Source organism: Nocardia sp. NPDC003999, assembly GCF_053604885.1.
Map to the genome: position 1 here is coordinate 372509 of NZ_JBSGIB010000005.1, position 13080 is coordinate 385588.

At 69.8% G+C, this 13080-nt stretch carries 12 protein-coding genes; 9 read left to right on the plus strand and 3 right to left on the minus strand.

The window, feature by feature from the left end; translation table 11 throughout:
- Nucleotides 1-78: 78 nt before the first annotated feature.
- Nucleotides 79-828: an IclR family transcriptional regulator gene (locus tag ACWESM_RS14655; protein ID WP_355080493.1), complete on the minus strand. Its 750-nt coding sequence runs from the start codon at nt 826-828 to the stop codon at nt 79-81.
- Nucleotides 829-1085: 257 nt separating this feature from the next.
- Here ACWESM_RS14655 and ACWESM_RS14660 point away from each other — a divergent pair, with 257 nt between their 5' ends.
- Genes ACWESM_RS14660 through ACWESM_RS14695 form a run of 8 tightly spaced genes read left to right on the plus strand, consistent with a single transcriptional unit; the run spans nt 1086 to nt 8718 of the window.
- Entirely contained in the window at nt 1086-2120 is a 1035-nt protein-coding gene (locus tag ACWESM_RS14660) for an NrtA/SsuA/CpmA family ABC transporter substrate-binding protein (RefSeq protein ID WP_397279801.1), read from the plus strand.
- 1 nt (nt 2121) lies between these two features.
- Nucleotides 2122-2961, plus strand: a complete 840-nt coding sequence (locus tag ACWESM_RS14665) for an ABC transporter permease (protein ID WP_356965292.1) — start codon at nt 2122-2124, stop codon at nt 2959-2961.
- Nucleotides 2958-3737, plus strand: coding sequence for an ABC transporter ATP-binding protein (locus ACWESM_RS14670; RefSeq protein ID WP_356965291.1), 780 nt, complete (start codon nt 2958-2960; stop codon nt 3735-3737). Before ACWESM_RS14665 ends, ACWESM_RS14670 begins: the two co-directional genes overlap by 4 nt.
- Complete coding sequence (locus tag ACWESM_RS14675; protein WP_452492132.1) at nt 3734-4759, plus strand: ABC transporter substrate-binding protein; 1026 nt, start codon at nt 3734-3736, stop codon at nt 4757-4759. The genes ACWESM_RS14670 and ACWESM_RS14675 overlap by 4 nt, the downstream gene beginning before the upstream one ends.
- On the plus strand, nt 4756-5856 hold the full coding sequence (locus ACWESM_RS14680; RefSeq protein ID WP_452492134.1) for an LLM class flavin-dependent oxidoreductase: 1101 nt from the start codon (nt 4756-4758) through the stop codon (nt 5854-5856). The genes ACWESM_RS14675 and ACWESM_RS14680 overlap by 4 nt, the downstream gene beginning before the upstream one ends.
- Nucleotides 5853-7022, plus strand: a complete 1170-nt coding sequence (locus ACWESM_RS14685; RefSeq protein WP_364433407.1) for an LLM class flavin-dependent oxidoreductase — start codon at nt 5853-5855, stop codon at nt 7020-7022. The genes ACWESM_RS14680 and ACWESM_RS14685 overlap by 4 nt, the downstream gene beginning before the upstream one ends.
- Nucleotides 7023-7036: 14 nt before the next feature.
- Nucleotides 7037-7744 (plus strand): class II aldolase/adducin family protein, encoded by a 708-nt coding sequence (locus tag ACWESM_RS14690; protein ID WP_355080481.1) that lies wholly within the window; start codon nt 7037-7039, stop codon nt 7742-7744.
- 32 nt (nt 7745-7776) lie between these two features.
- Complete coding sequence (locus tag ACWESM_RS14695; protein WP_452492136.1) at nt 7777-8718, plus strand: ABC transporter substrate-binding protein; 942 nt, start codon at nt 7777-7779, stop codon at nt 8716-8718.
- A gap of 65 nt (nt 8719-8783) precedes the next feature.
- On the opposite strand, the gene ACWESM_RS14700 is transcribed toward ACWESM_RS14695, so the two are convergent.
- Nucleotides 8784-8939 carry a hypothetical protein gene (locus ACWESM_RS14700; protein ID WP_452492138.1) on the minus strand — a complete coding sequence of 52 codons (156 nt, stop codon included), beginning with the start codon at nt 8937-8939 and terminating at the stop codon, nt 8784-8786.
- Between the two features lie 377 nt (nt 8940-9316).
- On the opposite strand from ACWESM_RS14700, the gene ACWESM_RS14705 reads away from it, so the two are divergent.
- A complete protein-coding gene (locus tag ACWESM_RS14705; RefSeq protein WP_355080518.1) occupies nt 9317-9598 on the plus strand; it encodes a hypothetical protein in 282 nt (93 codons plus the stop codon).
- Here the strand turns inward: ACWESM_RS14705 and ACWESM_RS14710 are convergent.
- Entirely contained in the window at nt 9576-12806 is a 3231-nt protein-coding gene (locus ACWESM_RS14710; protein WP_452492140.1) for a BTAD domain-containing putative transcriptional regulator, read from the minus strand. The genes ACWESM_RS14705 and ACWESM_RS14710 overlap by 23 nt on opposite strands.
- Nucleotides 12807-13080: the final 274 nt, after the last annotated feature.

The following is a 13080-nucleotide window of genomic DNA, read 5'->3' on the forward strand; positions in this document are numbered from 1 at the left end:
CTACGAATTACGCGTCAAGAATAGGGTGACGCATCCACAATGAGCGGTAATTCGGCCGATTGGTCCGTTTCCGGAGAGTCAGTCGGCGGCGGCGAATCTGGCCGCGATCTCCTGGGCGGTGACCTTCGCGAGTTCGACGAAGAACGGCACCCGTTCGGGAATCATCAGTGTCGTGGGGCCGCGCAGACCGAGTGCGAACCGGCAGCGGCCCGCCGGATCGAGGATGGGCAGGCCGATGGTGCGGAAGCCCGGATCGAGTTCCTCGTCGTTGTAGGCGTATCCGCGCTCCCGCGTGGTGACCAGCTCGGCGCGCAGTTCACCGGGGCCGGATACCGAGCGCTCGGTGCCCTCGTCGTAGGGGAGTTCGCGTAACTGCTCGTCGGTGGCCTCGGACCAGGCGAGCAGGGCCTTGCCGAGCGCACTGGCGTGCAGGGGCAGCCGCACGCCCTGCAGTTTGTGCCCGTCGGTCTCCCGCCACCGGCTGGTGCCGAGCAGCACGGCGTGGATGCCGTGGCGGGTGGCGACCGAGCAGCTTGCCCCGGTGGTGCCCGCGAGCTGCTCCAGATACGGTTCGGCGAGGTAGATCCGGTGCTGGCGGTAGGCGATCTGCCCCCACTCGGCCAGCGCGCCGCCCATGCGGTATCGACTGGATTCGGCGTTCTTCTCCAGAAAACCCGCCTGCACCAGCGTGGTCAGCAGCCGGTGCGTGGTGCTGACCGCCAGACCCTGTTGCCGCGCGACCTCCGAGACGCCGCGCTCCCGGCCGTCACGGAAGCAGTCCAGCACGGAGAGGGCGCGGGTGACGGTCTGCACGCCGGAGGGTTCCACGACTGTGACGGTAACACAAGCATGCGGACCAGAGAGTTTGCTCTTTCCGTTATTTGGAAAACTCTCGTGTGAGCAGCGTGGACCGATCGGCGATGGCGGGGTCCGATCCACATTCACAGTCGCATTAAGTCCGGGCAGTACAGAGAGCTCGATATGTCAAGCTTTCCGATCTACGGAAAGCATTACCTCGTGACCCAGCGCTGCCGTCCCTACTCTCCGAGAGCATTGATCGACGATTCGGACAAGGAGTCCTCACGATGTGGCGGCAAGCCCTCATGCGCATCGCGCTGGCGATCGTTCCCCTAGTCGCACTCGTCGCCGCGTGTGGTTCGGACACCGACCGCGACACCGGCGCAGGCGCTTCCTTCGTGCTCAAGGTCGCCGACCCGGGGAACTCCGGGCCGCTGGCGGTCGGCAAGCGCGACGGCACCTTCGATGCCGCGCTGGCACCACTCGGCGCGAAGATCGAGTGGGTCAGCATCACCCCCGGCTTCAGCTCCAACCTGAAGTTGTTCAACACCAAAGAACTCGACGTCTCCGGCGCGGCGTTCAGCCCCGTCGTCGGCGCGCTGTCCAAGGACGTCGGTGTGCGGATCGTCGCGGTACAGGATCCAGCGGGCAAGGATCAGAGCGGCATCATCGTCACTCCGGAATCGGGCGTGCACTCGGTCGCCGAGTTGGTCGGCAGGCGCGTGGCGGTGAACCCGGCGGCCAAGGGCGAATACATCCTGCTCAAGGCGCTCGCGCAGGCAGGCGTCCCGGCCGACAAGGTGACCAGGGTTCCGTTGCAGCAGAAGGACGCCGCCTCGGCGTTCGCGACCGGCAAGGTGGACGGCTGGTCGTCGTTCCTGGTGCCCTACCAGGAGGCCAAGGCCAACGGCGGCGTCGAGATCGCCACGGAGAAGAGCATCGGCTCCAACGACAACTCGGTGGTGGTGTTCCGCACCGAGGTGCTCGATCAGCGTCCGGACATCGCGGCGAAATACCTCGAAGTGCTGCAGGACCTCACGGCGAAGCAGCGCGCCAACCCCGCCGAGTTCGAGAACGTCTTCGAGAAGACCGGCCCGCGCGCCCTGTCGGGCCAGCGGCTGTCGGACGCCTACCGGGTGGGGGCGGAGGCCACCGTGCCGCACCTGCCGAACGAGACCGACGCCACCGCGCTGGCCGACGTGGTGAACACCTTCTTCGACAACGGCGTCGTCACCCGCAAGGTCACCGCCGCCGACATCTTCTACGACCTGAAGTCGAAGCTGACGCCCGAGCAGCTGGCATCGGTGAAGGCGGGCAGCTGAGATGGCGGTCGTCGTGGCGGCCGGGCTGGGGCCGACCGAGCTCGCCCCGCCCCGCACGCGCGTCGGCAAGCGCAGGCCCGCATGGTTTTCCGTACCGCTGCGGTTCCTGCTGCCGGCAGTGATCGTGGCAGGTTGGTGGGCGGGTTCCGCGAGCGGAGCGATCTCCGAGCGCGTGCTGGCGGGACCGCCCGCGGTGTGGACGGCGTTCACCGAATTGCTCGGCACCGGCCAGTTGTTCGACTTCGCGGTGGCGTCGTTCACCCGCGCCGCGTTCGGCGTCGGGATCGGCGTGGCCATCGGACTGGCGCTGGGGTTGGTCTCCGGGTTGTCCGGTCTCGGTGAGGAACTGGTCGATTCGACCATGCAGATCCTGCGGGCGGTGCCGTTCCTTGCGCTGGTCCCGCTGTTCATCGCCTGGTTCGGCATCGATGAGCTGTACAAGGTACTGCTCATCGCCGTCGCGACGGTCGCGCCGATGTACGCCTACACCTATCTCGGCGTGCGCAACGTCGATCGCAAGATGGTCGAGGCCGCCCGCAGTTTCGGGCTGATCGGGCCGCGGCTGGTGCTGGAGGTCATCCTCCCCTCAGCGCTGCCCGGCGTGCTGATGGCGCTGCGCGTGTGCCTGTCGATCAGCATCACCGGTCTCATCGCGGCCGAGCAGGTCGGCACCAAGGAGGGCGTCGGCTACCTGGTCACCTTGGCCCAGGAGTACAACCGCACCGACTACATGGTGCTGTGCGTGGTGTTGTACGCACTGCTCGGCCTGGTCTTCGACGGGTTGGTGCGGCTGGCGGAGCGCTTCGCCATGCCATGGCGCGGACAGGTGGCGATCCGATGACCACCATTACCGAACCTGGAGCCGAGGTGGTCACCGCACCCGCCGGGGAGGAGCCGGTCGCCGTCTCGATCACCGGCCTGCGCAAGTCGTTCGGCGCCAAGACCGTGCTCGACGGCGTCGACCTCACCATCCGGCGCGGCGAGTTCGTCGTCCTGCTCGGGCCCAGCGGCACCGGCAAGACCACACTGCTGCGCCTGCTCACCGGACTGGAGGCGCCGGACGCGGGACAGGTGCTCGTCCCGGCGCGGCGCACCACCGTCTACCAGGAGCCGCGGCTGATCCCCTCGAAACGGGTGCTGGCGAACGTGATCGTCGGACAGCGGCGTTCCCGGCACAACCGCGAAGCCGGGTTACGCGCACTGGCCGAGGTCAACCTCGACGGCAAAGCCAGGCAATGGCCCGCCACGCTCTCCGGCGGCGAGGCGCAGCGCGCGGCGCTGGCACGCGCCCTGGTTCGCGAACCGGAACTGCTGCTGCTCGACGAGCCGTTCGCGGCGCTGGACGCGCTGACCCGCCTGCAGATGCAGGATCTGGTGGGCGATCTCGTGGCCCGGCACCGTCCCGCGGTGCTCATGGTGACCCACGACGTCGACGAGGCGATCCGCCTGGCCGACCGGGTACTGATCCTGGACAAAGGGCGCTTCGCCGTGGACGTCGACATCGACGTGGCCCGTCCGCGCGACCGCGCCGACCCCGAAACCCTGCATTTCCGATCACTTTTCCTCAGCCGGCTCGGCGTGGGTAGCACCACGTCCGCTCCAAGGAGTGCCTCATGACCGACACCCTCTGGTACACCCGCTGCCCGGTGCCCACCGCGAGCGGGCTCGCGCACAGCCTCGGCTGGCTCGGCGACGCCGCCACCCGGGCCGGGCTCGAGTTCGGCGTCCTGCAGGACGCCGGGCCGGAATTGGCCGGCCACCATTTCCTGCACGATCTGTCCGGGCTGATCCGCGAGGGCGGCAACGTTCCGGCCCTGGCGGCGCGCGCCCAGGGCTCGCCGACCCGGTTGATCGGACTGACCTGGATCGATGAGGCGCAAGCCATTCTGGTCGGTCCGGAATCCACCGTCGGGGGCCCCGCCGAGCTGGCCGGTCTGCGCATCGGCGTCCCGGCGTGGGCGCGGGACCAGCCGCGCAGCTTCCCCCGCGCGATGGCCTTGCACGGTTTCGCGAACGCGCTGCGTCTCGGTGGACATACCCTCGCCGACGTCCGCGTGACCGAGATCGGCGTCGAGCGGAACCCGCAGGTGCGCACGGAGCTACAGGCGAATCGCCGCGTGGTCACCTGGGGCGTCGAGGAGTTGCTGCGCGGCGAGGTGGACGCCATCTATGTCAAGGGGGCCCGGGCGCAAGAGGTCGCCAGGGAGCACGGCCTGCGCGTCGCGGTGGACCTGGATGCCACCGAGGCCAAACGCTTCCGGGTCAACAACGGCACGCCACGCCCCATCACCGTGCACGAGGAGCTACTCCAGGCGCGTCCGGAGGTGGTCGTCGAGTTCCTCGCGCAGAGCCTGCGCGCGGCGGACTGGGCCGCGGGCGATCTGAGCGGAGTGCGGGACGTGCTCCAGCGGGAAACCCTGTCCGGTCCGGAGGGGGTCGTCGCGGCGTACGGCGAGAACTTCCACCGGGATCTGCACCCCTCGTTGTCGGACGAGCGGATCGAGCTGATCGGCGTGCAGAAGCAATTCCTCTACACGCATGGATTCCTCGCCGCCGACTTCGACCTGGATTCCTGGGTCGCGCCCGAGCCGCTGGCCCGGGCCAGGGAGATCGTCGAGTCCGGGAAGGTCCCCGCATGACAGAGTTCTTGTGGCGCTTGCCTTCCCGTGGAGACGGCCGCCACGCCCGCCCAGATCGACGCAATCGCGGCGGATTCGGCGGGCCCGCGCCGGTGACGCCGGTGACCGACCTGCGGCCGGGGCGGTTCGGTCCGTTCGACGACCTCGCCCAGATCGTCGACGCCGCCGAATTGGCCGGGCTGGACGGCGTGCTCGCGCCCTACGATCCGCACGGCGAGGAATCGTGGATCGTGGCTGGCGGCGCCCTGCGCGGCACGCGGTACTCGCGCGTCGTCGTCGAATTCCAGCCCGCTTTCGGCACTCCGGTCTATGCCGCGAAGATGTCGGCTACCCTGCAACGCATTTCGGGTGGTCGCCTGGCTTGGCAGCTGGCCATGGACACCGATACCGACGACGCGCGAGCACGCGGTGATCGCGTCACCGGTGACGACCGCTACGCCAGGGCCGCGGAGTTCCTGACCGTCGCCCGTGGCGTATGGAACGACGCTCCGGTGCCGTCGGCGGGATTCGCCGGTACCGGATTCCACTACGAAGGCACGTACTACGACGTGATCGACGGCGGTTTCCGCGGCATCCTCTCCGGGCTGCCGTTTCCGGCGGTCTACTTGTCCGGCGATTCCGCGGCGGCGCTCGAGCTGTCGGCCCAGCACGGGGACGTGCACGTCTTCACCGAGACCGCGGCGGGCGTGGATACCGCGATCGCCGCCCTGCGCGAACGCGCGACGGCGGCGGGACGCACGGTCCGCGCCGGACTGGAGCTGCCGGTCGTCGCGCGGGAAACCGAGGACGAGGCGTGGGCCCGCGTCGAACGTCAGTGGCGCGAGGTGCGCCCGGACGGCACCGGCGCGAGGCAACACGATCTGGGCGACGGCCGCTGGGCGGGGTTCGCCGAACTCGGATACGCCGCGAACATCGGCCTCGTCGGCAGCTATGAGCAAGTAGCGCAACGTCTTTCGTCCTATGTGACGGCGGGCGTCGACAGCGTGGTGCTCTCGGGACACCCGCACATCGAGGAACTGCACCGCGCGGGCGAACACCTGTTGTTCCTCGCCGACCCGGCCGGCCGCACGCTGACCGCGCAGGAGGCAACCGCATGACCATCGACATCTACTGGCGCATCGGCATGGAAGGCGACCACGCGTCGCTGCGCACGCCGCGCCGCTACAACCGCGGCCACGCCAACGGTTACGGGCCGGGCAATATCGCACCGGCCATCCGCGACGGCGCGCTCGACGGCTACGGCTACATCGACCACATGGCCGCGGTCGCGAAGGCTTCCGAATCGGCCGGATTCCTCGGCGGCCTGCTGCCGTCGTTCCCCGTGACCGACGACCCGTGGGCGGTCGCGGCGGCCCTGGCCAGGGAGACCACCACCTACCGGTTCATGGTCGCCTTCCAGCCCGGCTTCCTGCATCCGGTGCAGGCCGCGCGGATGTCGGCGAGCCTGCAGCGCGCGACCGGCGGCCGGTTGGTCTACAACATCATCAGCGGCGGCGGTGGTCCCGCCCAGCTGTGGTGGGGCGACAAGGTCGCCCACGACGACCGCTACGCCCGCACCAGCGAATTCCTCGACGTGCTGCGCGGCGTGTGGGACGGCGAGCCCTACGACCACGACGGCCGGTTCTTCCGCACCGAGGGTGCGGCGCTCGCGCCGGGCATCGCCGGTCAGCCTTTCCCCGAGGTGTACTTCTCGGGGTCGTCCGCCGCCGCGGTGCACGCCGCGGGCAGACACGCCGACTACTACCTGTCCTGGCTGGAGCCGTTCGCCGATCTGCGCGCCAAGTTCGACGGCGTCCGCGCGAACGCCGAAACCATCGGCCGTACACCGAAATTCGCCGTCCGCATCGACGTCCTGGCCCGGCACACCGAGGAAGCGGCGTGGGCGGAGATCGAGAAGGGCTGGGCTTTCGTCGACCGTGGCGCGGCCGAGCGCGCCGCCAAGGGCGATTCGGTCGGGGCCGCCCGCATCCAGGGCTGGGTGCCCGAGACCATCACCGGCTACCGGGACCTCGAGGTCGAACCCAACGTCTGGTGCGGATTCAGCCTGATCCGAGGCGGTCCCGCGTTCGGCCTGGTGGGCAGTTACGAACAGGTGGCGCAGCGGCTCGACGAGCTGATCGATCTCGGCGTCGACGCGTTCATCCTCGCGGGCAACCCGCATCTCGAGGAGGCCTACCGCGTCGGCGAAGAGGTGCTCCCGCTGCTCGGCCGATCCCGGCTCACCGCGTCCGCCGCCGCGGCATCCCTTTCCCCCGCTCGATAGATTCAGGAGAGACCATGACCACCACCGAGACCCGGTTGCCGGAGTCCGTCACCGCTTTCGTCGCCGCCGCTGTTCGCGACGCCGAGAAGGCATTCCGGGTGTTCCGGGAGACCGGCACCGTCGCGGGCAACGGCACCGTCAATTTCGTGGAGCGAGTGCCCGGCGAGGAGATCGCCGTCGCTCTGAACGAACCGGGCCCGTGGGCCGATGACCGCACCGTCGCGCCGGTGGTCGCCACCTTCGACGGCGAGGTGCTGTCCGGCACCGGCTCCGCGGGATTCGTCACCGGGTACGCGAAGGTGTTCCGCGCGCATCCGGAAATCACCTCCGTGGTGCACATCCACACACCGTGGCTCGGTGGATGGGCGCAGACCCATCGCACGCTGCCGATCCGCTACGCGGCCGCGCAGCGGCTGACCCTGTCCCGGGCCGTTCCGCCGCACATCGATCGCAGCATCGGCGCGGGCGATTTCATCCTGTCCAAGCTGGTCGACGACCCGGATCTGGTCGCGATCTTCGAGGCCAACGGCGGCGCGAACGTCATCGGACGCTCGGGACTGCTGGAGCTGGCGAAGTTCGTGGTGCTGCTGGAGGAGGGCGCGCAATATCAGGCGATCGCCGAAACTCTCGGCGGCTCGGTCGAATTCGACCCGTCCAATCTCGCGGTGCAGTGGGGCCGCACCGGTCTCGCCGACGAGGCGCGCCGCCGCGGCCTGATCTGACCGGCCCCGCACATCGAGATCGAGGAGCGATCATGACCATTCGTGTCGGCTACTTCCCGCACAACAACTCCCTGTTCGTCCTGCGCCACCGTGGCATCCTGGAAAACCTGCTGCCCGATGTGGAATGGGTCGACCTGCGCGAGCTGCCGCGCCCGGCTCCGGTCGACCCCGCGCGCGGACTGCCGTCGCTGCATTCGGATCATCTGTTCGACGGCGGCTACGACTTCATCGGCACCGGCTTCACGCCGCCGGTGACCGCGCTCGCCAACGGCCGCGACATCGTCTACGTCGGTATCTCCGGGCCGCGGGTGGAGAACGGCCGCCTGGTCGCCAAGGCCGATTCCGGCATCGAGACGGTGCTGGATCTGAAGGGCAAGCGGGTCGGCATCGCGCACGGTTCCTGGCAGACCACGCTCGCGCTGTTCGCGCTGGACCAGGCGGGCCTGGCCTGGAAGGACATCGAGCCGGTGGACGTCGACGTGCACGACGGCGGCGCGGCTCTGCTGCGCGGCGACCTCGACGCGTGGGTCGGCGCGTATCCGGGTCTGGCCGCGGTCGAGGCGGCCGCCGACCTGCGCACTCTCGTGGACACCGAATCGCTGTTCAGCCACCCCTCGCTGTGGTTCACCCGCCGGGACTTCGCCGAAGGCAACCGCGAGGCGCTGACGGCGATCATCACGGCTCTGCAACAGTCGGACGCGTGGATCAAGGCGAATCCGCGCGCGGCCGCCCAGTACTTCGTGGACGACGTGGTGGCTCGCGGCGGGACGGCGAGCCTGGACGCGTGGGAAGCCGCGCTGCGCGGCAGGCCCTTCGGTGTCGAACCCGTTTCCGAGGACTTCCTGGACGAACAGCAGCATGCGGCCGATCTCCTGGCCGCCAACGGCCTGCTGCCGCGGACGGTGCGGGTCCGGGACGCGGCCGTGCCGTGGATCGGCGACACGGTGCGCGCCGAATCCGGCGTAACGGCGTAAATCGGAGGAAACGGGCGGGCCGGGGTGTCGCAGCGATCCCCGGCCCATTCGGCTGTCCGGGAAGGTCAGCCCTGCGAGATATCCGGACGGCCGCCGTGCCTTTCGGTGGAGCGCAGCTCGAACCAATAGGCTGCGACGACGGTGGCGTAACCGGCCACAACGGCCGTCGCCGTGACGATCAATAGTGTGATGAGCAGTGGAATCAAGAAAGCGGTGTGCATTGTGCCCTCCCCGCGGTCACGGTGATCTCAGCGGAAGGTTCGGCGCCGCACTGCACCGATGTCATATCAGCCCCTGCACCTAATGAAATCCTAGAGGTCGCAGCCTTGTCCGGCACGGGGAAGGGCTGTGAGTTGAATCATGCGCACGACGGTGTGTCGCGCGGAACACCCCTTCGCAATGCGGTCTAATCGATCTTGTCACGCGTTTTCCGGCAATTATCCGGCAAACGGGATACGATCACGACGCGGAACCGCCGGAACGGCGGCCGTGGGCCTCGCAGTGCCCGTGGCGCGCCGAACGTCCCGGTAGCGCAGCTCTTTCTCTCGAATTGTCTCCGGCATCACCTCGGCATGCGAAAAGGAGCACGAACGTGAGCATGATTCTCGCCGCGCTGCACGACACAGTGATCGCGCAGCAATTCGATAATCCGACCGCCGAAGAGCCGCCGCTGGCGGACAAACTGATGCAGATGGGCCGCTACTTCACCTGGTTGGTGCAGCTGTCCGGCATCACGGCGATCACTTACGGCGGGGGCAGATTCGCGTGGGAGAAATGGAACGGCGGCACCCTGCAGTCGCCGAAGATGGTCGCCAGCGCGATGGCCGGTGGCGCGGTGGCCACGAGCGCGGGCACGATCATGAACTCGATCGTCGGCTGACCCCAACCGCGCGGGCCGCGAGGTCGCGCGCCTCGAGTGGCGTCGACCGCGTTCCTGCGGCGTGGCGCTCGGTGAAGGCGTGCTCGCCGAGCGCCACGGTGGCGCGGTTCGCCGGACGGTCGATGTCGGGGCGTTCGGCCGGAAGCAGCGCGATGCCGTTGGCCTCGCGCACCGCCGCCGCCGAGCCGAGCAGCTGTGCCGCGATCTCCGGCAGGCCCAGCTCGGTGAGCGCCGAGGCGAGCGCGGCCAGGGCGAAGGCGGTGTCGCGTGGTGCGCCGATGCGTTGCGCGCCGTCGAACGCGGTCAGATAGAGGTCGAACGCGGTGCTCGGTTCGCCGCGCTGTTCCAGGATGTAGCCCAGCTCGACTTGCAGCATCGGCAGGAACAGCGGCGTCTCCGCACCCGCGGCCAGCGGGAGGGCGAGTAGTTCACGCAGAATTCGCTCGGCGGCATCGGTTCGGCCGTCGCGGCGCGCGGTGAAAGCGAGCACGAGCGCGGCGAACAACCGGCCCGGCTCGTACCCGTGTTCGGCCGCGATGCGCTGTGCCTGTTCGCCGAGCGCCCGCGCCCGGCCGAAATCGGTGTGCTGCATGGCGATCCAGCCCAGCCAGCACAGATGGGTGCACGCCTGCCCCCACAGCTCCAGCTCCTGCGCCAAGCCGAGTGCTTCGGCGTGGATATCGGCGGCGGAGGTCAGATCGCCGGTGAGTTCGGCCAGGCCGCCGAGCCATTCGGCGGCCTGGAGCCTGCCCCAGCGGTCGTCGAGTTCGGCGAACAGCCGGGCGGCCGTGCGGGCGTGCCGCTCCAGCGCCGGGAGATCGACCCGATTGTGGGCTGCCTTGGCCAGCGCGACGTGCGCGGCGGCCACACCCCAGCGGTCGCCGAGATCGGTGCAGACCGGAAGAGCTTTGCGCAGCAGCGCTTCCAACTCCTGCACGTCACCGGAGTCCAGTGCGGAGAAGCCGAGGAAGAGTTCCGCGCGCGCCCGCCCGGCCGGATCGTCGACCATGTCGTACAGATCGAACACGGCGGCGCGCTTGGCCGAACCGTCCTCGAAATCGCCTTGCTGGAAAGCGAATCCGACGCTCCACGCCAGCGCTCGCGCCCGGTGCCGTGGCGAGCCGCCGAGCGCCAGCGCGGCGTCGAGCCAGCGCCGCGCCTCGGTCGGCCTGCCACGCAGCTGCCAGTACCAGGCGAGCGCGTTCACCAGCCGCAGGGCCTGATCCGCGTCGCCCGCGCGCACGAAACCGTCCAGCGCCGCGCGTAGATCCGCCGATTCGTCGTCCAGCCGACGCAACCAGCGACGCTGGTCGGCGCCGTACAGCTCGGGCTCGGCGCGCTCGGCCAGACCCAGGTGGTACCGATGGTGGGCGAGGTGCACCGCGTCGAACTCGCCCGCATCGGCCAGCCGGTCGAGGCTGAACGCGGCCACCGATTCCAGCAAGCGGTAGCGCTGTCCCGCCGGGTGCACCAACGACCGGTCGACCAGCCTGCCGATCACGTCGGCGACGAGCGACGCGTCCACCGCGGGCTCGGCGCCCGCCGAGCACACCGCCTCCGCGGCCGCCAGGGTGCAGCCGCCCGTGTGCACCGCGAGCCTGCGCAACACCGCCTGCTCGGTCGCGTCCAGCAGTCCCCAGCTCCAGTCGATCATCGCCGCCAGCGTCTGCTGCCGCGGCGGCACGCCGCGATGCCCGGTGGCCAGCAGCTTGAACCGGTCGTCGAGCCGGGCGACGATCTCGTGCACGCCCAGCGCGCGTACTCGGGTGGCGGCGAGTTCCAATGCCAGCGGTATGCCGTCGAGCCTGCGGCACAGCGTCGCGACCGACGTGGCGGCGTCGGCGTCGAGCGCGAAATCACGGGCGCCCGCGCGCGCTCGGGCTACGAACAGCCGCACCGCTCCCGCTCGGGCGATCTCGTCGAACGCCGCGTCCCGCGCGGGCACATCGAGGGGTCGCAGCGCGACGACGTCCTCACCGGGCAGCCGCAGCGGTTCCCGGCTGGTGGCCAGGATGCGCAGCCGGGGAGCCGCGCCGAGCAGCGTCTCGGCCAGATCGGCGGCGCGATCCACCACGTGCTCGCAATTGTCCAGGACGAGCAGCAGTTCCTGTTCGGCCAGCGCCTCGCACAACGACGCGGTGATGTCGGCGCCGTCGGCGGCGCGGATGCCGAGCACACCGGCCACGGCGTCGGCGAGGAACGTGGCGGCATCGGTCGCGGTCGGTTGCAGCGGGGCCAGTTCCACCAGCCAGGTGCCGTTGGCGAATCGCTGGGGCAGCACCGCCGCGGCGGCGAGCGACAAGCGCGTCTTGCCCACGCCGCCGGGCCCGGTGAGCGTGACCAGCCTGGCGTTCTCGACGGCGTCGCACAACTGCGCGAGGTCGCTGTCGCGGCCGATCAGCTCGGTGCGCTGCGCCGGAATGTTCGAGCTGCGCCGACGGGCGACCACGATCTCCGGCGGCGCGGCCTCCGGCAGATCCTGGGCCAGGAGCGCGCGCTGCAGCGCGACCAGCTCCGGGCTCGGGTCGATGCCGAGTTCGTCGGCGAGGTGCCTGCGCAGATCCTCGTACCCGTCGAGCGCGTCGGCCTGCCTTCCCGCGCCGTACAACGCGCGCAGGTGGGCCGCGCGCAGCCGCTCGCGCAGCGGATGCGCCGTCACGACTTCGCTGAGCTCGCCGGCCACTTCGCGGTACTCGCCCAGCGTCAGCCGCGCCTCCGCCAGTTCCTCCACCGCCACCAAGCGCTGCTCTTCGAGTTGCGCGATGGCGGGCTGGGCGAATGCCGCGTCCCGGAAATCGGCGAACGCGGGCCCGCGCCAGAGAGCGACCGCCGCGGCGAGCGCCCGGGCCCGCTCGGCGGTGTCGGTCGTCGCTCGCGCGGACGCCACCAGTGCGCGGAACTCCTGCGCGTCGGTGTCGGAGGCGGCCAGCCGATACCCGGGCGGCGGGGACACCACGAGGTCCCGGCCGCCGGGTTCGGCGTCTTCCAACGCCCTGCGCAGTTGCGAGGCCTTCGCCGCCAGCGTGCCCGCCGGATTGCCGGGCGGGTCGTCGGTCCAGATGTCGTCGATCAGCCGGTCGCCCGATACCGGTTGGCCGGGCGTGACCAGCAGGTCGGCCAGCAGTGCCCGCACCTTGGCCCCCGGAATCGGCACTACGGCGCCCGCATCCGTCCAGACCGTCAACGGACCCAGCACCCCGAAACGCATTGGGGCAGCCTATGCGAGCGGCGGCGGAAGGCGACCGCAAACAAATCGGAAGGTGGCGCGCCCACGATGAGAACGCCGAAGGCCGAACTCGTGGAAGGAAAGCACGATATGCCACTCATCGCGACTATCGCACGTCGAATCAGCGGTGGTGAGAGTCCTATCGAGGAGGCGTCTGCCTGTCTGAACAGACCGCGCGGGGACCGCAGGGCGCACCCGGTACCCGGACAGCGACGGGTGCCGGGCGACGCCGATCGACACACGAGGCCGGGAGCCG